Genomic DNA, 20469 nt, shown 5'->3' on the forward strand with positions numbered 1-20469 from the left:
ATTTATTTAGGTTGTCATTTAAGGAAACGAAGAAAGGGATTAAACGGTTCGAAAGAAATTAAAGATGTATGGGACGGTCCTCGTGCATCAGTAAAGAACCGTCCCCGTGCATAATGGCAATCAGAAAAAAATAGTGTCAGGCGCCGACCAGAAAATTGGAAGGCGACTGGTACTTTTCCTTTTTTAACGAGAAAGATTTGCTCTTTGGTTTGTTAATTTGTTTAAATATTACAAATTATCAAATATTTAATAAAAATGTATTGACCACCTATCGAACGCTTGATAGAATAAATTACAAAATAAGGTAAACAAGTTGATTATGGATATTTGAACCTGCCTTATTTTTAAAAGGTGGTGATTTTAATTTAGAAAGGAAACGATGAGATGACAGAAGAAGCAAAAACAACTGCGGAAAAAATAATTCAAGCATCCCTTAGATTATTTGCTACAAAAGGGTTTGAGGCGACTAGTGTACGTGATATTGCTATGGCAGCTGAAGTAACCTCTGCAACTCTGTATTATTACATAAAAAATAAAGAGGACTTTTTGCTGTCCATTATGGAAGCTGGATTAAGGCCATTGATCCATAACGCAAAGGATATAATCAACAATAATGAAACGCCCGAACAACAGATAGCAGCATTGGTTCAAATGCATGTGATGGCCCATGGTGTAAATCGTTTATCAGCGTTAGTTATTGATACTGAATTTCGTGCACTGCATGGGGAAAACAAGGGATTGATTAAAAACTTAAGAAAAGAATATGAACAGATCTGGCAGATGGTTATCAAGAAAGGAATAGAAGAAGGGACTTTTATCTTTAAAGAGGATATTAAGTTAACTACTTTTGCATTGCTTGAGATGTGTACGGGAGTGGCCCATTGGTATTCACCTAATGGCAGTCTTTCGTTAACAGAAATCAGCAAAAATTTTGCGAACATATCATTAAGACTACTGGGGGCAATACGAAACGGAATCCCAATTAATGTTGAGGATTTAAGTTTACCGAGTCCGACCCAGTATTATAAGCCTGGATTTGAGGAGTATGCAAAGTATAGAGAGGTGTTAAACAAATGAGTAGAATCATAGATGCACGTGTCCGGTTACCAATGGATATGAGGCCAAAGGTAAGTAACAGAGATGTGAGTGCTTACCGAAAGCAATATGACGCAGTGCTACGAGTATCCGAAAATAGCCATAAAAGTCTCGATGATTTAATGGAAGAAATGAGGTTGGCAGGAGTAGACCATGCCATTATTCATGCAGAATATGAATATGGTGACTCTGCTGATGAATTAAATGAAATTGTGGCAGAGATTGTACACAAATTTCCCAAGCATTTCACGGGGTATGGAACAATTTCAATGGAAAACCTTAGACCCATGAGAGCAGTTAAACAAGTGGAAAGAATTAAAGAGTTAGGATTGGCAGGGGTTAATATCCAACCAGGTTTCTTTGAAATGGCTATTGATGATAGGAAGTTATATCCCTTTTACTCTAAGGCATTGGAACTAAGATTGCCTGTTGGAATACATTCAGGGGTAAATTACTCTACCCAACACCCTATTAGAAATGAACATCCCTTACTATTAGACCAAGTTGCGTGCGACTTCCCCGGTATAACATTAATAGCATTACATGCCTCGTGGCCATGGATTACAGATATGGTTGCTGTTGCCCGTAAACACCCGAACATTCTTATGGATTTTGGGGGATTAGCACCAAAATATATTGGTGTCCAAGGATCAGGATGGGAGACGATGTACCGTTTTATGAATAGTTTGCTGCCAGACCAATTATTGTTCGCTACAGACTGGCCGGTTTTTTCAATGGAAAGGGCTTTAAAAGAATGGCGAAACTTGGGACTTAAGCAGGAAGTGTTAGAAAAAATCCTTGGGGCAAATGCAGAAAAACTTATTTCTGGTGTTAATCAGGAGGTAAGACAATGATTACTTCTGGTAGTGTTGTAGATTATGAGTTAAAAGGGGAAATAGCCCAAATTGTTCTTAATCGGCCGGAACGCTTAAACGCTGTCATCCCACAGTTAGTGGAGGAGTTGTATCAGGCGTTGGAGCGGGCAGAAAGTGATGGAGTTAAAGCGGTCGTTCTCTCAGGAAGAGGAAGAGCATTCTGCGCAGGTCATGATTTGAAATCTAATGAAAAATCGAATAATGAATTTGAAATGCGTAGAAGAGTACAAAGAACACAGGACATTACTAGAAAAATTCGTCAAGCGCCATACCCCGTCATAGCTGCTGTTCACGGATATGCTCTTGGGGCAGGATGTGAGTTTGCTTTATGTTGTGATTTAATCGTTGCTGAAAAAAACGCTCAATTTGGATTTCCTGAAGTAAGTGTGGGCTTAAGTGTAACTGGTGGCATTTCGCATATTTTGCCAATGACAGTTGGAATGGCCAAGGCAAAGGAACTCCTTCTGTTGGGTGAAAAATTCACAGCAGATGAAGCAAAGAGCTTAGGGCTTATTAATTTTGTAGTTGATTCAGAGGAATTTGGTAAATGGCCTATGGAATTGGCGTTTAAACTAAGTAATTTGCCGCAAGGAGCTCTATCTAGGGCTAAGTTTGCGCTAAACAGTGGATCACAGTCCACAATTGAAAACGCTTACGAGATAGAAGTGGATCATGTACTTGCAACCACTCAGTCAGAGGACGCTAAAAACTCTTCCGAAAGATTTAAAAACAAGAGCAAATTGTAAGATGGAGGTATCTGTTATGAGTAGCAGTATACAAAATGTCAAGGCTCTCGAATTAGAAAAGGTGCAAAATATAAAGGAATTAATAGAGCGTGCAGCTATTCTTTGGGGAGATAAGGTTGGACTCATATTTGACGAATTTAACGAGAGATTAACCTATAAAGAGATTGATGAAAAAACAAACTCAATCGCAAAGGTTCTTGAAAACCTAGGTGTTAATGCTAAGGACCGAGTTGCCATTATGCTGAGAAATCGTTCAGAGTTTCCCTTAACCTGGCTTGCCATAGGAAAGCTTGGGGCAATCATGGTACCCATTAATATTTATTACAAAGAATTCGATGCAAAATACCTTCTAGAACATTCAGAAGCGAATGTAGTAGTCACCTCATCTGAGTTTATCCCGCTGTTAAAAAAAATACAATTATCCGTTCCATCGCTAAAAACTATTGTTGCAGTTGACGACGATTCCCATGAAGATGTCGTGTTTTTGAAAGATATGTTTTCAAAAATAAACAACAATGACCCTCTAACGAACCCAGTTTATCCCGAGTCTATCATGAATATCCAATATACATCAGGAACAACGGGGCGGCCAAAAGGCTGCATGTTAACACATAACTATTGGATGAACTTTGCCAGAAAAAATGTTTTGCTGCCCTATCCACAAATCAATAAAAATGACATATTGCTGACAGCCCAGCCTTTTTACTATATGGATCCACAGTGGAACGTCATCACTTCATTAGCTTCTGGTGGAACATTAATCGTTTTAGACCGTTTCCACCCTTCAACATTTTGGGAAAAAGTTCGCGAATATAAGGTTACCTTTTTCTACTGCCTTGGAATTATGCCGGTACTTATGCTGAAAATGCCAAAATCTCTCCATGATAGAGAGAATTGTGTCCGGCATATTGCCTGTTCAGCTATTCCTGTTCATTTGCATAAAGAGCTTGAGGAACGTTGGGGAGCCCCTTGGTATGAGGCATTTGGCATGACGGAAACCGGTAGTGATATCGGAGTAACAAGAGAGGAGCATGACCAGTTAGTTGGCTCTGGCTGCATTGGCAGACCAAACCCGTATCGTGAAGCAAGAATTGTGGATGAAAACGACCAAACTCTACCACGTGGAAAAATCGGGGAGCTCGTCATAAGAGGCGCCGGAATGATGGAAGGCTATTATAAAAATCCAGAGGCAACCAAGGAAGTTTTTCGAAACGGATATTTCCATACTGGCGATTTGGCTTACATGACGGAAGAAGGGTTAATTTACTATATTGGCAGAAAAAAGGAAATGATTCGAAGAAGCGGTGAGAATATATCTGCTACTGAAGTTGAGGATGTTATTAAATTGCACCCAAATGTAAAATATGTCGCTGCCGTCCCTGTACCCGATGAACTCCGAGGCGAAGAGGTTAAAGCCTATGTTGTTTTACAAGAGGATGAATCCGCGGATACCGAGCAAGTAAAAAGGCTCCTTGATTTTTCAAAAGAGCGTCTTGCTTATTTTAAAATCCCTCGGTATTGGGAGTTTCGGACAGATTTACCAAGAACCCCTTCTGAGAGAGTAGCAAAACATGTTTTACGGGAAGAAAAAAGTGACCTTCGCCTAGATTCATTTGATAGTGTTGAGAATATTTGGAGGACAAAAGACCAATGATTGACCTTATTAATCTCACTAAAAAATTTAATGATTTTATAGCTGTTGATAATGTCGATTTAACGGTAAACGAGGGTGAACTTGTTACAATTCTTGGGCCAAGCGGCTCGGGGAAAACAACTCTACTAACGTTAATAGCGGGTTTTGAAGATCCTACATCAGGCCACATCTTGATGAATGGTAGAGATGTCATTGGGTTACCAGCAGAAAAGAGAAATATCGGCCTTGTCTTTCAAAGCTATGCACTTTTTCCTCATATGTCTGTTTTTGAGAACCTTGCATTTCCATTAAAGGTTAGGAAAATGACCGGTGACAATATTGATATGGAGGTACAAAAGGCACTTGAACTTGTAAGGCTTGAGGCGTTCGGCAACCGGAAGATTAACGAGCTATCAGGAGGGCAGCAGCAACGGGTGGCCCTTGCCCGTGCTTTTATTTTCAAACCATCTATTCTTTTGCTGGATGAACCCATGGCAGCACTTGACCGAAAGCTTAGACAGGATTTACAGTTCGAGATCCGGCAGTTGCAGCGTTCTTTGGGTATTACAACCATTTCTGTCACGCATGACCAAGAAGAGGCCCTGACCATGTCAGATCGAATTCTCATATTAAATCATGGTCGGATTGAACAATTCGGAACACCAGAAGAATTGTATAGCAAGCCGGTGAACCGTTTTGTAGCTAGCTTTTTAGGAAACAGTAACTTCTTTAATGGAACAATCGGATTTGAAAATGGAAATGAGATATTTATTTCTGATAGTGGAGATAAAATTAAAACTTATGTTTCTGGTTTACAGGGCGGGGAACGGACTTGTCTGATGATTCGACCGGAGCAAATCCAAATTGGATCCGATGATGGAAGTGGAGAGGGTTTAAAGGGCAGTGTTAAAAATTCGACATACCTTGGAAGTGCAACCCGTTATCAGGTTGAAATCAGCGATGGACAGTTAGTGACGGTTAATGATTCAAGAAATGATTATAGATTCAAAGATGGAGAGAATGTCAAACTTTCATGGGACCCTAAAAGAAATTGGTTTTTACAGGATTATCGTAAGGAAGAAACACAGTTGGAATTCGTGTGAAGAAATCAAATATAAGGGGAGAGGTTGCGATGAGAAAGTTGTTTTCCACTATGAAGTATCCGCTGACTGTTTTGTCCATTTTCATACTTCTATTGGCTGCGGGATGTTCCGGCGCATCAGAAGAATCATCTAGTAAACCGAAAAAAGACGGAGAATTGGATAAATCCTTTACGTTACGAATTTTAGAGGCTGGTGGACCATCCGGAGATTATATGGAAAAAGGATTCGTAGAGCCTTTTACGAAAAAAACAGGCATTAAAGTGGTACGTGAAAGTCCTACGTCGTTAGGAAAACTGCAGGCAATGGTAGAATCTGGCCAGCATACCTATGATTTGGTTGAGGTAAGTTCCGGTAACCTTTACCAAGCCAAAAGTGCTAATCTTCTTGAAAAGTTAGATTGGAAATTAATAAATCCGGACCCAATTAATGAGGAAGGTCAAAATGAATATGGAGTAGGCTATCAATATTACTCAACAATTATGGCGTGGAATCCGGATGCAACAGGAGGAAAGGAACTGACCTCGTGGGCTGATTTCTGGAACGTTGAGAAATTCCCTGGAAAACGGGCATTACCTGATTATGCTGTGTTCGCCCTTCCAATTGCTTTATTGGCGGATGGCGTTCCAAAGGATAAGTTATATCCACTAGATGTTGATCGAGCATTTAAAAGCTTGGAAAAAATTAAAAAGCATGTGTCTGTTTGGTGGCAATCTGGCTCCCAGCCTGCACAGTTACTGAAAGATAAGGAAGTTGGTTATTCCGCAGCATGGTCTGGCCGAATCGTTGAAAATAAGGACAATATTAAATACTCCTTTAATGAAGGATTACTTGATTTATCTTACTTGGTTATCCCTAAAGGAGCAAAGAACATTAATGAGATTTCCGCTTTTATTCATGAAATGACAGTTGCAGAGAACCAGGCTAGGGCAGTTGAGGTATTACCGTATACCGGCCCAAGTAAAGAATTAACGCCTCTTTTACCAAAGGATCGCCTAGAGGCTTTCCCAAGCAGTGAGGTGAACTATAGTAAACAAAGTCTTACTGATTCCAAGTGGTGGGCAGAACATGGAAAAGAAGTTGAAGAGAAATGGGAGTTATTTAAGTTAAATCTAAATAAATAACTAAATTTAAAAAGGCAGATCATGACTATAAGCATCTGCCTTTTTCTTTAAAATCTTTAGGAAAGGAAGTGGGAAGATGAAGAGAAAGTTTAAAGGCTTTTCTTATATAGTTCCCCCTTTAATTATCATTGTTATTGGGTTCAATATCCCTCTTCTCTTAATGTTAATTCGTAGTTTCCTTAGTCCTGATTTCACCTTTGAACACTATACTTATCTTGCGAGGCACCCCATATATCTTCAAATATTAGCAAATACGTTTAAAACTGCTATTATAGTTTCTCTTCTATGCTGTCTATTAGCCTACCCATTAGCCCACTGGATAACTCGGTTGGGAGGGAAGTCAAGGCTATTTGTGCTTGCGCTAATCGCTATGTCGTTTTTAGTCAGTATTTTAATCCGAACGTATGCATGGATTGTCATTTTAGGGAATAATGGTATTGTTAATCGAAACCTATTGGAGTTAGGTTTAATTGGAAGCCCGCTGCAGCTTATCTATAACGATCTGGGTGTTACCCTTGGAACGATTAATGTGCTAATCCCTTTTGCTGTTTTTCCCCTCTATGCTGCCATGTTAAAAATTGATAATCGGTTAATTAGAGCTGCCTATTCACTTGGGTCCAATCCGTTAACTATGTTTTTTCGAATCTATTTTCCGCTAACACTGCCTACTTTGTTATCTAGTGCAATTCTTGTATTTATAATGACCCTTGGGTTTTTTATCACTCCAGCCATTTTAGGAGGAGGGAAAGTCCAGATGATTGCTACCATTTTAGATACGCTTATTAACCGTTTGGCTAATTGGAACTTAGCCTCAGCTATTTCTACTATTCTTCTATTAGTTACCATCATTTTGTACGTTATTTATAGAAAGATAGGGGAGACAGTAAAATGAGATCCTTGAATACTACCAATATTTCTACAGCTGTTAAAGTAAAGGAAACACACAAATTGCATAAGAAAAATGTGTGGAATGTTTTACTGGGGCTGTTTTCAATCTGTATTATCCTATTTTTGTCTGTTCCATTGGTAATTGTAGTCCTGATGTCTTTCTCAAACGCAAGTTCCCTTGAATTCCCGCCTCCCGGATTCTCGTTGAGGTGGTATAGTTCCTTTTTTACTGACCCCTCCTGGCTTATTGCGGTTAGAACCTCTGTCATTGTTAGCGTAGCGGCAAGTGCAATTGCCTTAGTTTTTGGTGTTTTAGCCTCGTATGGCCTCTCTATTAGCAATTTTAGGGGTAAAAATCTTATCGTAGGTAATTTTATCGCACCGATGATTATTCCAACCATCATTACTGGGGTTGCGCTCTATTTATTCTTTGCCCAGCTTGGTATCCTAGGTACTTTACCAGGACTAATTTTTGCTCATGTTTTGGTTGCGTTCCCCTATATCGTTTTAATCACCCTGCCGGCATTTGAGGCTTTTGATAAAAGGTTAGAACTGGCTGCGAAAAGCTTAGGTGGTTCTTGGATTACTGTCTTTCGGAAAGTTTTGATTCCTCTACATCTTCCAAGCATTCTAGCGGCATGGCTCTTCGCTTTTATCATAAGCTTCGATGAATTAATCGTCACCGTCTTTCTGGCTGGCGAAAATATGACACTGCCAAAAAAAATGTATAATGAGCTGATTTTGCAAATTAATCCAACTATCACAGCCATATCTACGATTCTTATTTTACTTACGGGGATTTTTATGTTAATTGTAAATATCCTAATCAAAATCAGTAAAAAGAAAGGAGCAGACATCGCTAAGTTCCTTGAGTAGTTAAGGTAACCGGTGTCACAGCTATTGGCCAGCTACCTTGAACAAGGTAGTTGGCTTTATTCATGAATGGAATCAATGGCGGCTTAAATTTGTAGGTACCACCACTTAGGTATACTTGGAATTGACGGGGCCACCAGATACAGTTTCGACTCATTTCAATAAATCATACAGAGGTTCACGACATAGGTAAGTTTATCCTCTTGATAATAGAGAATCCTTCCTAACTTATTTAGCTTTTAAAAACAGCCGGTTGCTTAAAAAGGATACCATTTATTTGGATATACTTTCTGAATTGGTCTGGTTACTTTCCAATTTGTTGATTTAACTTTCCACTTTTGGACAAATACTTTGCGATTTCGGCTTTTACTTTCCAAATTTCCTAATATACTTCCCAACTGTTGATGCACGAGAACCGTCCCCGTGCTTCATATCACAAAATGATGCACGAGAACCGTCCCCATGCATCACTTTCACGCAATAAAATACGAAACTACGGAAAGTAGAACGGATGTAATCAGCATGGCGATCAGCGGCCGAGCTGCTTTGGTCCGGAGGTCGCGGAGGCTGACATTTAAACCGAGACCAACCATAGCGGATGTCAAAATAAAGGTGGTTGCTGTTGAAATCCCGTCCATAGCTGTCTTTGAAACAGGGATGGATTTGCCAAGGATATAGCTTCCGAACAAACTCATCAAGATAAAGCCGATCAGAAACCAAGGGAACTCAATTTTTGTATCTCCAGCACTTCCTGAACTGCGTTTTTTCATCCAATACATAAGAATAAAGCACAATGGAATGAGCAGGAGTACCCTGCCTAGTTTGGCGAGCAGGGCAATGGCCAGACCATCTGGACCTGCAGGTGCCCCGGCTAAGGCAACGTGGGCAATTTCGTGAAGGCTGATGCCGCTCCAGATGCCATAATCAATGCCCGATAATGGGAGAATTGGTCTTAAGATCGTATAGGTTATTGAAAAAATCGTCCCCACCAACGCAATGATTCCGACCCCGATGGCTGTATCTTCGTCCTTTGCCTTGAGAATGGGCGAAACAGCGGCAATTGCGGCAGCCCCGCATACACCGGTTCCGACACCAAGCAGAAGCACGAGGGAGGATTCTGCTTTCAGCAATTTTCCAAGCCACACGGTTAATAAGATAGCGAAAGCAATGACGCCGATATCACGGGCAATCAACCCCAGCCCTTGATGAATCACTACATCTATGTTTAACTTGAGCCCGTATAAAATAATCGCAAAACGTAAAAAGCGTTTGGCAGAAAATTGAATCCCCGCGCGTAGCATTTCCGGATAACCGAAAAATTGTCGGTAGATTACCGCAATCACTATTGCACAGGCAAGCGGTCCGACACGATCAAACCCTGGGACTTTTGCTAACGCAAAACCGAACGCTGCAATGACAATGGTAAAAGCAATTCCTCCCAGCCATAAATAAGCGGAAGGTTTTGTTTCCGGCTTTTTAAGAGGTTGTTCGTTCTGTTCGTCTTGAGGTAAAATTCTTGCACTTTGACTTCCCATTCCAATCACCTCAAATGATTTGATTTTGTAACTTAAGCATACTCGCGATTGGTGTATAAGGAAAATAATGATATATAATAGGGATGATAAGTAAATTTATATACATGGGTTATTTTTGAAAAAGGGGGCAGAGGATGGATCAGCATTTAGAGGTGTTTATTAAAGTGGTGGAAAAGGAGAATTTTTCAAAAGCGGCGGAGGAGCTGCATATGACCCAGCCGGCGGTGAGCCAGTATATTAGAACGTTAGAACAATCGATTGGCACAAGGCTTTTGGAAAGAAGTAATAAGTTTGTCCGCCTCAATCAGGCCGGTGAGATCGTTTATCACCATGCAAAGGAAATCCTCGCCCTTTATACTAAAATGCAATCCTTAGTCGATGACCTGACCAATAAGGCGAGCGGCCCGATTGCGATTGGGGCGAGCTATACGTTTGGCGAGTATATTCTGCCGCATATTATTGCCAAAATGAAGGAGCAATACCCCGACATTCACCCGTCGATTCGGATCCAAAATACAAAGGAAATCATTGAGCTGGTGAAAAAACATCAATTGGACATTGGCATCATTGAAGGATTTTATGAGGAAAATGTCCTAAATTCAAAAGTGGTTTCTAAAGATCGAATGGTGATTGTTGCCTCACCGTGTCATCCTCTTTTAGGCGAAAAAGGGGAAATAAGTCTGGCTGACTTGGAGGAAGAAACGTGGATTCTTAGGGAAGAAGGCTCTGGGACCAGGGAGGCTGCGGAAAATCTATTTCGGAGGTACAGGTTCACCCCGAAAAAAGTCATGGAATTCGGAAGCACCCAGCTCATCAAGGAATCGGTTGAAGCAGGTCTTGGCATCAGTTTGTTATCAAGCTGGGCGATTAAGAAGGAGCTCACAAACGGTTACATCGGCACCCTTCGCGTAAAGGGACTCCCGTTTAAACGCAACTTCTCCATCCTAACCCACGCCACCTACCAAACAAAAGCACTACAAACATTCATTGAAACACTAAAAACATACCTCGGCGACCCGAAAAAGAGCAGATTTTAGTGAAGCATGGGGACGGTTCGAGACCACTGAAAAATGATCCTAAGATGCTCGAGCGTTACTTTTCTTGAACTCATGGGCAAAATAGAAGGCTTATTTTTACCAGTGCGCTTCTTCTCTTGGGCTAACAGGCAGAATAGGGTCGCTTATTTTTACCGGTGTGCATCTTTTCTTGGGCTCACGGGCAAAATAGGCCGCTTATTTTTACCGGTGCGCATCTTTTCTTGGGCTCACGGGCAAAATAGGCTGCTTATTTTTACCGGTGCGCTTCTTTTCTTGGGCTCACGGGCAAAATAGGCCGCTTATTTTTACCGGTACGCTTCTTTTCTTGGGCTCACGGGCAAAATAGGCCGCTTATTTTTACCGGTGCGCTTCTTTTCTTGGGCTCACGGGCAGAATAGGCCACTTATTTTTACCGGTGCGCTTCTTTTCTTGGGTTCACGGGCAGAATAGGGCTGCTTATTTTTACCGGTACGCTTCTTTTCATGGGCTCACGGGCAGAATAGGGCCTCTTATTTTTACCGGATGGCAAGGTAAGGAGTGTTTTTCAGTGGTCTCGGACTGTTCTTCTGCCTCATTTTCAACTTTTTACGATATTAAACAAATGTATAGCATCTTTTATATTTCAAATGTCTATGGAATGGGTTTGTTCTAAAGGACGAAAGGGGGAGTGGTTTTTTGTTGAAAATTCTACGTTATGTTTTATCTGGTGTAACTTTGTTTTTTGCTGTTTATGGACTAATCACAAATAATTTTGAGTTAAATCATATAATGATGTTTCTCTTAGGAATAACCATGTTAGTGATGGGGTTGGAAGAATTTCAGAAAGAGCAAAAAGCAAAAGGTTGGTTATTTATTGTTGTTTTTTTATTTTCATTATATGTATCCATTCAAGGGTTTTTATTAAGCTAAAAATGTAAAAAAGCCTACTCAATGAGTAAGCTTAGCCTCCGGTATAAACACTCTCACATGTACCAGGTTTTGGTTCATAATAACAATGATTTTTATATTGACCAGATTGAGGTTGACCGTACCAGGTTGGAGGACATGGAGCATATGGATTAAAATACCAAAGGGCATATTTCCCTGGGTGCTCTCTCCAATAATCCAAATTCTTCTTTGCTAATCGTTTTTCAGATGCTCTTGCTTTTTGATAAAAAACATTCCCCTTTTGAACAGCTTCAAAGGAAAAATTCCCTCCCTGTACCTGAAAAATGACCTGTTGAATTGTCCTTAGACCTTTAAAGTCTGAACAATCTGCTTTAAGGCGATTAACAATAACATTTCCGACATATAACATTCCCTGCTTTCCTTCACCCTCGGCCTCTGCCCTCATCATCCTTGCCATTAAATCAACATCAGAACTTCGATAATTCACTCTTGGCATTTTTCCACCTCCAACATATAGTATGTAAAATTGCCTAGACTGGTGTGAGGCACGGTGATGCACGGGGACGGTTCTTCTGCCTCACAAAGTGAGGCAAGAGAACCGTCCCCATGCTTCACTTGACAGAATCTTTAACTAATAGTAATATTTAATACGTGATTATAGTGTTTAGGTGATTTCTTTCAATATAGAACTTTAGCATATGGTTAATAATGATCTATTGGCTTTTATGAAAAAGGAATTCTATAGAACTAGAAATCAAAAATACTTAATGAATAATATACGATTAAGGTAGACTATTTAAAAGCCCGATTGGGAAGTTAAAGGTAAACCGGCAATCTTCAAAGTTTAATGGTTGTAGTATGACCATTAAATTTAGAGTTTGCCGGTTTTTTTGTTTTTAAAAAAGAGATTCATATTATCAAAATCTAAGAGGGAGAGAGCGAGGATGTCCAATTATCTGGAGCTAATTTCATTACCAACTGCATTTTTTATCATTCTAGCAGTTGCCATGGTAAGCGCCATTTTCCTGCTATGGGAAAAGGTCCCCGTACATTTTGTTCGATATCATATAGGCATCATTTCGTTGCCGCCAATCGTCGCCATGTGGGGGCTGTTCTCTAGCAAACACGATGGAAGTGTGCTGTATGGACCTTGGCGATTCGATTCGCTCTCATTGCTCCTTGCCCTTTTTGTTCTGACCATTGGTGTCATTGTGCAGCGCTACTCACTACGGTACTTGTTCGGTGATCGTTCTTACCGAAAGTATTTTACGCTGCTGACACTCACGACATTTGCTGATACCCTTGTTTGGCTCAGCAATGATCTTCGGATTCTGTTGGTCTGCTGGGGAATGACCCTTTTGGGCTTGACCCTGCTGATCAGATTAAATAAGGAGTGGCAGGTGGCCAGAAAAGCATCAGCCTCCTCCGGCCGGATATTTTTACTTAGCTGGCTTATTCTGCTCGTGGCTGTTATCTGGATTACACAAACGACAGGACACTGGCAGCTATCGGCTATTCTTGAAAAAAATAACCTGGCTCAACTTGCATCGTGGGAGAGGACCTGCATCAGCCTCCTATTGATTGTAGCGATGATCATTCCATCGGCACAGTTTCCGTTCCAGCGCTGGCTGCTGGACTCAGTCGTGGCGCCGACGCCTGTTTCGGCTGTCATGCATGCCGGCATCGTCAATGCCGGCGGTCTGATGTTTACCCGGTTTGCACCGCTCTTTAACGGCGGTGATACAGCCCAGATAGTTCTGCTTGTTCTGTCCGGCATTTCCGTCCTGCTTGGGACCGGAATTATGCTCGTCCATGTCGACTATAAACGACAGTTGGTCGGCTCGACCATAGCCCAAATGGGATTCATGCTTGTTCAGTGTGCATTAGGCGCGTATTTGGCAGCGATTATTCATGCTGTCTTACATGGATTATTCAAAGCAAGCCTATTTTTGCAGGCCGGATCCGCCATCCAGCATCGGGAGACTCATTCCTTCAAGGGCCGTCCGTTTCCCTTTTTATGGACGATCACCGGAGTGGTTTTAGGTCTCATTTTTTCGATTGGCTATTGGCTGAATTCCGGCGGAGAGGGTTATCACATCATTAGCACCCTCATTTTAGGCTGGTCCGTGATGTTTGCTTGGACCGGACTCGTTGCCTTTGGGTCAGGCCGGATTGGCCGAGTTGCAGGGCTTGCGTTCCTTGCCGGAGCGGTCATCATGTTCAAATTCATCCATACGCTCTTGGACAGTCTGTTACATGAAACCGTACTGTCTGGTATGCAGCCACCCACACCAACGGTCATCTTGGCCCTGATTATCTTGCTGGGCGGCAGTGCTTTTGGATTATGGCTCGCGCGCCATCGTTCCTCAACGGCATATACGGTTATTTATCTCTGGCTTGTCCATTTGGGTGAGCCTCATAAAGATTTAGTAGAAAGTCATCCAAAATACTTGTCTTATAGGAGGTCATTCAGATGACACCGACATTAGCCAGAACATTAAGTTGGGAAAAGGAACAAGAAAATCTCAGTCTTGATATCCATGATTTAGTGAAATCAGCTAGCGAAGTCATCGCACCGCTCGGCCCGATCAGCAAGTTCGCGGCACGCAGCCCCTGGGCCGGCTTAGAACGGCTATCCTTTGAACAGACAGCACGCCGGTTTAAAGATGTTTCTGATATCGAGATGTTTCCCAATGATTCTTTATTAAAATCAGCACGGGACCAAGGCGAAATTGATGTGAATTTTTTAGAAAAAGGGCTACAGCAATGGCTTAAGCAGCACTCTTTCGGACTCCCGCTTACAGCAGCAGAGGAGTTTTGCCGGGCGGCACTAACAAAGGATCTGCCGTCTTCTGATTTAACGGTGCAACCAGAAGTAAAACGATTGGCCAAAAAACTTAGTGGCTTTAAGTACCAACTAAAGACCAGACAATCGGTAAAAACTCTTAGTCAGCGTTTCGAAAAAATTGGCGGCGAGGCGCTGTTAAGGGATCTCAACCGCCATCTGATTAAGTGGTGCAAGTTGTTTTTGGATGAATCCCAAGCCGTTTGGTCGATGCCAAATCGCGAGGAAGGCTTCTACCAGGCATGGCGGCGAATGGCTTCCTTAGACCCGGCCTTAACGCTAGAGGCGCGTAAACAGATAAAAAATTTGCCGAAGGAAGCGGACATTGCTTTAAATGAGGCCTTGTCCCATTTAGGAATCCATCCTTCAGAGTCGCAAGAATACTTGGAAGCTCATTTGCTGGCCCTGCCAGGCTGGGCGGGAATGATGCTTTGGCGCTCGCAGCAACGTAGTAACGAAAGCTCCTTGCTGATGGACTATTTGGCAGTAAGAATTTCAATGGAGCTGATCTTGATGAAGCCATATCTTCCTTTGCCCACCCAAGGAACGGAAGAGGACGTGCTCCTGGAATCTCTAATTGCTGCCTGGCTTCATTGGGTGAACTTCCCCATCAAGGCATGGTCACAATTGCCTGCCGCGGAGCAAAAAGCCCGTTTGAACCTTGCTTGGCAATTTGATAACATTGTCCGCAACAGACTTTGGATGGAAGCTTGGGAACAAACATATGAACAGCAATTGAAGGAAAAAATCATCGCGAAACAGCAGGCGGCGGCTGAGCCTAAATCGCCTTCATTGGCGCAATTTGTTTTTTGCATCGATGTAAGGTCAGAGCCATTCCGCCGTCAACTCGAACGGACAGAAGGCTTTGAAACCTTTGGGGCAGCTGGATTCTTCGGCTTGCCGATTGAAACCTGCAAACTCGATAGCCATCATAGCCATCCTTCCTTGCCGGTATTGAATAAACCGCAATTCAAGGTAAAGGAATACTTGCCTGAATCGCAATATCAACCGTTTCACGAGCGGCTGCAGGCAGTTAATTCACTGCAAGGTACCTTTAAAACCATGAAGCACAACCTGCTTGCCAGCATGTTGCTGCCGGAGGTAAGCGGACCGTGGCTTAGTATGCAGACGCTGACCCGTACTTTTTTACCCAGGAGGGATGGACGCACGTTCAAGAAACTGCTTGACACCTGGTTCAGAAAACCGGATGTGAAGCTGACGCTTGACCGGATGGAGGACCCTGCTGAAACGGAGATTCCGGTTGGTTTTTCAGAAGAAGAGAAAGTACAATATGTGGAGCAAGCCTTAAAAACGATCGGGCTCACCGATCATTTCGCACCGCTCGTGGTGATTTGCGGACACGGAAGTCACAGCACCAATAATCCCTATGCTGCTTCGCTCGATTGCGGGGCATGCGGCGGGACATCGAGCGCCTTTAATGCGCGGGTGCTGGCAGCGTTGTGCAACCTTCCGAATGTACGGCAGGCCCTTAAGACAAGGGGGATTTCCGTTCCGGAAGAGACTGTTTTTGCAGCTGCTGAGCATATTACAACACTTGATGAATTGCATTGGGTTTATCTTCCTCACCTTTCGGGCAAGGCTGAAGATGCGTATACCCGCATTGAGGCGGTCCTGCCTAAGGTGAGTGAGGAGGCTAACGCCGAGCGAATCCGGGAATTACCTAGTCTCAAAGGCGTCTTGAAAAATCCGAAAGCGGAAGCGGAGCGGTTGGCTGAGGACTGGAGTGAGATCCGTCCGGAATGGGGGCTGGCCGGCAATGCGGCGTTTGTGATCGGAGAACGAAGCCTGACCGAGGAGTGCAATCTCGAGGGAAGAGTGTTTCTTCATAATTATAACTGGAAAAAGGATAAAAATGGTTCGCTGCTGAGCGGTATCATCGCAGGACCGGGAACGGTTTGCCAAATGATTAACCTGCAATATTACGCATCGGCCGTTGCGCCTCATTATTATGGCAGTGGAAATAAAGCGACCCAAACCGTGACATCAGGAATCGGCGTGATGCAGGGGAACGCCAGCGATTTATTATCGGGACTCCCATGGCAGTCCGTGATGCAGTCGGACGACTCAGTCTATCATGCGCCGTTACGACTGCTGGTGGTCATCCAGGCACCAAAGGAATATGTGGAACGATTGTTGAATCAAGACCGGGCCTTTTTGCAAAAAGTCGAAAACGGCTGGCTGCGGCTTGCGTCGATTGATCCGGAAGGGAACTGGAAAAGCTGGTCTTAGCGCTGATTCGGTGTAAAATATTTTTAGACAGCTTTGGTTATAAAGTAATATAGCTATTTATGGTAGAGAAGGGATAAAAGTCGATATGGAGAAATCAAAAGGCGCTATTGAAGCTGAAATTAGTAAAGCATTAACGCAATGGGAGAAAAGCTATCTTGGACGGGGTTCCCTTTCTGTTAAGACTGACATTTTACGGGATATGGTGATTGTTGTATTGAATGGCATCCTAACCCCTGCTGAATATGCCTTATGCAGAGATAAAGAGGGATTGTTATCTATAAAGACGACCCGAAATGGCTTGGTGGAATCAGGTCAAGAGGAGCTAAAGCAAATTATTTTCTCGATAACAGGTCAGGAACTCATCAGTTTCCATACCGACATCAGCACCCAAACCGGCGAACGGGTCATGGTTTTTAAATTATCAGGAAATTTGGAGAAAGAACTATCGTAACAAAGGATTTTGGCTGAATTCAATTCAAAAATGGGGTGAACCTATTGAATAGGAACGAAAAGAAAAAAGTGCTGTTTGTAGTTGGTATGGAGCAAAGTCCGGAAAGTATCATAGAAAAGATGAGCAGTCTTGAGCCGAATAATATCTTAGTCTTGCAATCTTATGGACCATCCATTGCACCCTTCAGTGATCTCATGCGGGACATCATCCTTGCTGTCTATCGGGAAAATGTTGAAGAAATCTTCGTTACCGTTCCAACAGCTAATCGAAAGAATGCTAGAGAAACACTTAAGAAAATATACGATAATAAAGAATTACAAGAGAAAATTAAAACATTAGATTACCTGTTTAAAAATAGCATGCCTGAACACCCAAAGGGCAGCATAAGAGAATGGCTTGAGGGCAACGAATCCTCATCGTCAGCTAACAGTATCCAAAATAATGCTAATGTCATTCGAAACCATCCTCTAATGCCTTCAAATGTAAAAGTTACAGAATTAATTATCGAAACTAAAAACCTAGCAAAAGTGATGCATAGGGACGGTTCTCTTGCCTCAAATTATTGATGCATGGGTGATGCATGGGGACGGTTCTCATGCATCATTTGGAGACTCTATTAACCCCCAAAAAAAGGCTGACTTCTTTTTGTAGTCAGCCCTTTCTTTTCAAGTTCATATTTCCCATTTAATAAATCCCTTAATGCCCGCAGTTCCTCTTTTGAAAGTGTGACGCCTTTTCCCATCTTTTCATGACCGGGTGCCCAATCCCTCAAATCCATACTTGGGTTCTTTTCCGTTCCAGCTAACGAGATTCAGCTCCTTACTCCATCCCTTTGGTGATTCGGATAGTTTGCCCATGGATACGGTTATTTCGTATTTAATTTCCGCCATAAATATTCCTCCTCCATTTACTCTACTGCCTCTTATTATGGTCAAGGCTGTACGGGGACAAACGTAGGCGACAAATTGAAGCTATCCGTAATCCTTATAAGATTACAGCTTACAATCTTCCTAATCTTTCAGAAAAAAACCGTTCCGATTGTGAACAGACCTAGATGAAGGGGAGCATTTGTTTTATAAGGACAGTCTCCATTTCTATTTATTAGAGTCGTACGGAGGCAGCCGAGAATTTGTTGAAAATTATCATGGTAGTATAATATATGAGTAAGTTTGGCACTAGACAGGTGCTATCACAATTCTTAACTATACACAACAGGAACAATACATCATTGGAGGAATTCAACATGGATGACGAATGGTACGATGGATATGACGGCGGGGTATATACCGGCAGCGGTACTAAGGGGTCCAAGAGGAAAACTAGGACTAGGATCCCCAGCCTTAAAAGTTTTATCCCTAAAGGATCTCGCAGAAAGCGGTCCCGAAGAGGCAAGGTAAGTGATCCTGAAACCACAATTGGAATATGGGTAGTTATGACAGCATTGGGGGCCGCACTATTTCATGCAGAATGGATATTCGGCTTACTATGTACACTGTTTGTTATATACACGCTCCTCTCTAAGGACCTCTGGCCGATCAAATATGTATCAGTGATTCTTACTGGAATGGGCATTCTGTTCTTTGTGGCGCTCGGCTTAGCTGTATTATTAAATTTAGCGCTTGGCAGCAATATATTAACGGACCCAGCTACAAAGGTGGCATACGGATACATCATTAAAGCGCCGCTATTAAGCTGGTCGATTGTATGGGTAATAGAGAATGGGATGGATTGGATTAAGAAAAGGAAACTGACAAAAGGAAACTTTGTAGAAAAACAGAAGCTCCTTCTATACAGACTACCCGCACTGTGCCTAGCGGCTTCAACAGTATTGCTAGCATGGTATGTCGTTCATTCTCTTAACACACTATACCAATGGGGAATCTGGGGCTTAAACCTAATTAGCATCATTCATTCTTGGACAGCCCCATTCCTAATCGGAATCACCATACTAGGAAGACTTTCTCAGCGGTGGGCAAAGTGAGGCATGGGGACGGTTCTCATGCCTCACTTTTATTTGACTTTAGTAGGATGATGCATAAGAACCGTCCCCATGCATCAAGACATATTCCCGTTATTTCCTTAATATAAATTTAAGTGGTACAGAAATCCGTATAGAAGGGATTTGTCCATTTGAAACGGAAATGGAATATTTGGGTGCGCTATAAAAAGTCGACCTATCGGATTAATTTGCGGGATGGTCTCTATATTTGGGGGCAAATGTTATGGCTGTTGAGCAAGAGAATTTTGCGGGGCTTAAAAAGGTTGCTGCTTAGGTCGAGGAACCTGATTATAGTCTTCGTATGTGCCGTGATCTTTAGCCTTGTCATCATTCCGATTGGTCTTATGATGGAAAAATACCATACCTGGTACGATGCCCTATGGGATTTGCGGACGTTTTTCTTTACCTCGATTTTTATCGTTTTCGTGACAACGAATGTGAATGAGGAAAAAAGAAGGAGAGAAGGGCTGAGGAAGCAATTTGAGATTTATAGTGGCTATAGTTTTTATGCAGAATGGTATCTCAACCGTCTTGTTCAGCTTGTGGGAATTCCTTATTCTGAAAAGATTTTTTTGACTGACAGTGACCGGGAGAATTTTCAGAAGGCAGTATCAGAAATTCATCAGGCTGCGGAGTTTGCTTTTGATGGTTTAGATAACAAAAGATATAAAAATCTCTATGTATATTTGATTTCTCTCCATAAAAAACAACTTTCTTACTTGAGAGATGTTTTATATTTTATTAATTCAGCTGATTCGGATTCACTCGAAACGCATAGGGACCAGGCACGACGGTGGATTTTAAGCGGCATCGATATGATTGAAGAGGAAATTCTGCTAATCGAAAATCTCCATGACAACTACACCCCCCAGGACCTCATCCACTTTGTCCAAAACTCACTAACTTACAATCTCTATATCATAGCCGAACTAAGAAGACCCTGGCGGTGGGACCACCAACGAAACATGGAAATCCGAAAAAAGCTCACCACAAACGGCCAACACATCAAAGGAATGTTCGACTCGAATCAATATTGGATGTGACGTGGGACGGTTCTCATGCCTCACCCTATGAAAAAATGAAGCATGAGAACCGTCCCCGTGTCACACCCCATGAAAAAAATGAAGCAC

19 protein-coding genes and 1 pseudogene are annotated in these 20469 nt (G+C 42.3%); 16 read left to right on the plus strand and 4 right to left on the minus strand.

What is annotated here, in order from left to right; genetic code table 11:
- Window positions 1-384: 384 nt before the first annotated feature.
- From ACNQGS_RS25605 to ACNQGS_RS25635, 7 genes are all read left to right on the plus strand, one after another.
- Entirely contained in the window at window positions 385-1077 is a 693-nt protein-coding gene (locus tag ACNQGS_RS25605; protein ID WP_491489797.1) for a TetR/AcrR family transcriptional regulator, read from the plus strand.
- Window positions 1074-1949 carry an amidohydrolase family protein gene (locus ACNQGS_RS25610; protein WP_491489798.1) on the plus strand — a complete coding sequence of 292 codons (876 nt, stop codon included), beginning with the start codon at window positions 1074-1076 and terminating at the stop codon, window positions 1947-1949. The genes ACNQGS_RS25605 and ACNQGS_RS25610 overlap by 4 nt, the downstream gene beginning before the upstream one ends.
- Window positions 1946-2716 (plus strand): enoyl-CoA hydratase/isomerase family protein, encoded by a 771-nt coding sequence (locus ACNQGS_RS25615; protein WP_491489799.1) that lies wholly within the window; start codon window positions 1946-1948, stop codon window positions 2714-2716. The genes ACNQGS_RS25610 and ACNQGS_RS25615 overlap by 4 nt, the downstream gene beginning before the upstream one ends.
- A 16-nt stretch (window positions 2717-2732) precedes the next feature.
- Window positions 2733-4370 carry an AMP-binding protein gene (locus tag ACNQGS_RS25620; protein WP_491489800.1) on the plus strand — a complete coding sequence of 546 codons (1638 nt, stop codon included), beginning with the start codon at window positions 2733-2735 and terminating at the stop codon, window positions 4368-4370.
- Window positions 4367-5452: an ABC transporter ATP-binding protein gene (locus tag ACNQGS_RS25625; RefSeq protein WP_491489802.1), complete on the plus strand. Its 1086-nt coding sequence runs from the start codon at window positions 4367-4369 to the stop codon at window positions 5450-5452. The genes ACNQGS_RS25620 and ACNQGS_RS25625 overlap by 4 nt, the downstream gene beginning before the upstream one ends.
- Before the next feature lie 29 nt (window positions 5453-5481).
- The gene (locus tag ACNQGS_RS25630; RefSeq protein WP_491489804.1) at window positions 5482-6573 is read left to right on the plus strand and encodes an ABC transporter substrate-binding protein; all 1092 of its coding nucleotides are present in this window, start codon (window positions 5482-5484) and stop codon (window positions 6571-6573) included.
- A 370-nt stretch (window positions 6574-6943) separates the two neighbouring features.
- Window positions 6944-7465, plus strand: coding sequence for an ABC transporter permease (locus tag ACNQGS_RS25635; RefSeq protein WP_491489806.1), 522 nt, complete (start codon window positions 6944-6946; stop codon window positions 7463-7465).
- On the opposite strand, the gene ACNQGS_RS25640 is transcribed toward ACNQGS_RS25635, so the two are convergent.
- Window positions 7431-7862 (minus strand): hypothetical protein, encoded by a 432-nt coding sequence (locus tag ACNQGS_RS25640; RefSeq protein WP_491489819.1) that lies wholly within the window; start codon window positions 7860-7862, stop codon window positions 7431-7433. The two genes, ACNQGS_RS25635 and ACNQGS_RS25640, sit on opposite strands and share 35 nt — an antisense overlap.
- Here ACNQGS_RS25640 and ACNQGS_RS25645 point away from each other — a divergent pair.
- Window positions 7795-8337 carry an ABC transporter permease gene (locus ACNQGS_RS25645; RefSeq protein ID WP_491489818.1) on the plus strand — a complete coding sequence of 181 codons (543 nt, stop codon included), beginning with the start codon at window positions 7795-7797 and terminating at the stop codon, window positions 8335-8337. The genes ACNQGS_RS25640 and ACNQGS_RS25645 overlap by 68 nt on opposite strands.
- A gap of 470 nt (window positions 8338-8807) precedes the next feature.
- Here the strand turns inward: ACNQGS_RS25645 and ACNQGS_RS25650 are convergent, their stop codons facing one another.
- Window positions 8808-9869, minus strand: coding sequence for a YeiH family protein (locus ACNQGS_RS25650; protein ID WP_491489808.1), 1062 nt, complete (start codon window positions 9867-9869; stop codon window positions 8808-8810).
- Window positions 9870-10003: 134 nt separating this feature from the next.
- Between ACNQGS_RS25650 and ACNQGS_RS25655 the strand changes: the two genes are divergently transcribed.
- Both ACNQGS_RS25655 and ACNQGS_RS25660 read left to right on the plus strand, forming a co-directional pair.
- Entirely contained in the window at window positions 10004-10906 is a 903-nt protein-coding gene (locus ACNQGS_RS25655; RefSeq protein WP_491489809.1) for a LysR family transcriptional regulator, read from the plus strand.
- Between the two features lie 675 nt (window positions 10907-11581).
- On the plus strand, window positions 11582-11815 hold the full coding sequence (locus ACNQGS_RS25660; protein ID WP_491489810.1) for a YczI family protein: 234 nt from the start codon (window positions 11582-11584) through the stop codon (window positions 11813-11815).
- Window positions 11816-11846: 31 nt separating this feature from the next.
- Here the strand turns inward: ACNQGS_RS25660 and ACNQGS_RS25665 are convergent, their stop codons facing one another.
- A complete protein-coding gene (locus ACNQGS_RS25665; RefSeq protein WP_491489811.1) occupies window positions 11847-12290 on the minus strand; it encodes a cell wall hydrolase in 444 nt (147 codons plus the stop codon).
- A gap of 448 nt (window positions 12291-12738) precedes the next feature.
- Between ACNQGS_RS25665 and ACNQGS_RS25670 the strand changes: the two genes are divergently transcribed.
- The 4 genes from ACNQGS_RS25670 (at window position 12739) to ACNQGS_RS25685 (ending at window position 17906) form a co-directional block, all read left to right on the plus strand.
- On the plus strand, window positions 12739-14271 hold the full coding sequence (locus ACNQGS_RS25670) for an NADH dehydrogenase subunit 5 (protein WP_491489812.1): 1533 nt from the start codon (window positions 12739-12741) through the stop codon (window positions 14269-14271).
- Entirely contained in the window at window positions 14268-16889 is a 2622-nt protein-coding gene (locus ACNQGS_RS25675; RefSeq protein WP_491489813.1) for a DUF2309 domain-containing protein, read from the plus strand. Before ACNQGS_RS25670 ends, ACNQGS_RS25675 begins: the two co-directional genes overlap by 4 nt.
- A gap of 85 nt (window positions 16890-16974) precedes the next feature.
- Window positions 16975-17340 (plus strand): Na-translocating system protein MpsC family protein, encoded by a 366-nt coding sequence (locus tag ACNQGS_RS25680; protein WP_491489814.1) that lies wholly within the window; start codon window positions 16975-16977, stop codon window positions 17338-17340.
- A gap of 44 nt (window positions 17341-17384) precedes the next feature.
- Entirely contained in the window at window positions 17385-17906 is a 522-nt protein-coding gene (locus ACNQGS_RS25685) for a carbonic anhydrase (protein WP_491489815.1), read from the plus strand.
- Window positions 17907-17956: 50 nt separating this feature from the next.
- Here the strand turns inward: ACNQGS_RS25685 and ACNQGS_RS25690 are convergent.
- A pseudogene (locus tag ACNQGS_RS25690) lies at window positions 17957-18230 on the minus strand (YdbC family protein).
- A gap of 353 nt (window positions 18231-18583) precedes the next feature.
- On the opposite strand from ACNQGS_RS25690, the gene ACNQGS_RS25695 reads away from it, so the two are divergent.
- Both ACNQGS_RS25695 and ACNQGS_RS25700 read left to right on the plus strand, forming a co-directional pair.
- Window positions 18584-19321, plus strand: a complete 738-nt coding sequence (locus ACNQGS_RS25695; RefSeq protein WP_491489816.1) for a hypothetical protein — start codon at window positions 18584-18586, stop codon at window positions 19319-19321.
- 149 nt (window positions 19322-19470) lie between these two features.
- The gene (locus ACNQGS_RS25700) at window positions 19471-20382 is read left to right on the plus strand and encodes a hypothetical protein (RefSeq protein WP_491489817.1); all 912 of its coding nucleotides are present in this window, start codon (window positions 19471-19473) and stop codon (window positions 20380-20382) included.
- The last annotated feature ends 87 nt before the right edge of the window (window positions 20383-20469 follow it).

The organism is Neobacillus sp. PVCKKU3 (assembly GCF_058323225.1).

Excerpts from the sequence above, each read along its gene's own strand:
- ACNQGS_RS25605 (WP_491489797.1), top strand. The coding sequence starts at position 385 with ATGACAGAAGAAGCAAAAACAACTGCGGAAAAAATAATTCAAGCATCC.
- ACNQGS_RS25610 (WP_491489798.1), top strand. The coding sequence starts at position 1,074 with ATGAGTAGAATCATAGATGCACGTGTCCGGTTACCAATGGATATGAGG.
- ACNQGS_RS25615 (WP_491489799.1), top strand. The coding sequence starts at position 1,946 with ATGATTACTTCTGGTAGTGTTGTAGATTATGAGTTAAAAGGGGAAATA.
- ACNQGS_RS25620 (WP_491489800.1), top strand. The coding sequence starts at position 2,733 with ATGAGTAGCAGTATACAAAATGTCAAGGCTCTCGAATTAGAAAAGGTG.
- ACNQGS_RS25625 (WP_491489802.1), top strand. The coding sequence starts at position 4,367 with ATGATTGACCTTATTAATCTCACTAAAAAATTTAATGATTTTATAGCT.
- ACNQGS_RS25630 (WP_491489804.1), top strand. The coding sequence starts at position 5,482 with ATGAGAAAGTTGTTTTCCACTATGAAGTATCCGCTGACTGTTTTGTCC.
- ACNQGS_RS25635 (WP_491489806.1), top strand. The coding sequence starts at position 6,944 with ATGTCGTTTTTAGTCAGTATTTTAATCCGAACGTATGCATGGATTGTC.
- ACNQGS_RS25640 (WP_491489819.1), bottom strand. The coding sequence starts at position 7,862 with ATGGTTGGAATAATCATCGGTGCGATAAAATTACCTACGATAAGATTT.
- ACNQGS_RS25650 (WP_491489808.1), bottom strand. The coding sequence starts at position 9,869 with ATGGGAAGTCAAAGTGCAAGAATTTTACCTCAAGACGAACAGAACGAA.
- ACNQGS_RS25655 (WP_491489809.1), top strand. The coding sequence starts at position 10,004 with ATGGATCAGCATTTAGAGGTGTTTATTAAAGTGGTGGAAAAGGAGAAT.
- ACNQGS_RS25665 (WP_491489811.1), bottom strand. The coding sequence starts at position 12,290 with ATGCCAAGAGTGAATTATCGAAGTTCTGATGTTGATTTAATGGCAAGG.
- ACNQGS_RS25670 (WP_491489812.1), top strand. The coding sequence starts at position 12,739 with ATGTCCAATTATCTGGAGCTAATTTCATTACCAACTGCATTTTTTATC.
- ACNQGS_RS25675 (WP_491489813.1), top strand. The coding sequence starts at position 14,268 with ATGACACCGACATTAGCCAGAACATTAAGTTGGGAAAAGGAACAAGAA.
- ACNQGS_RS25680 (WP_491489814.1), top strand. The coding sequence starts at position 16,975 with ATGGAGAAATCAAAAGGCGCTATTGAAGCTGAAATTAGTAAAGCATTA.
- ACNQGS_RS25695 (WP_491489816.1), top strand. The coding sequence starts at position 18,584 with ATGGATGACGAATGGTACGATGGATATGACGGCGGGGTATATACCGGC.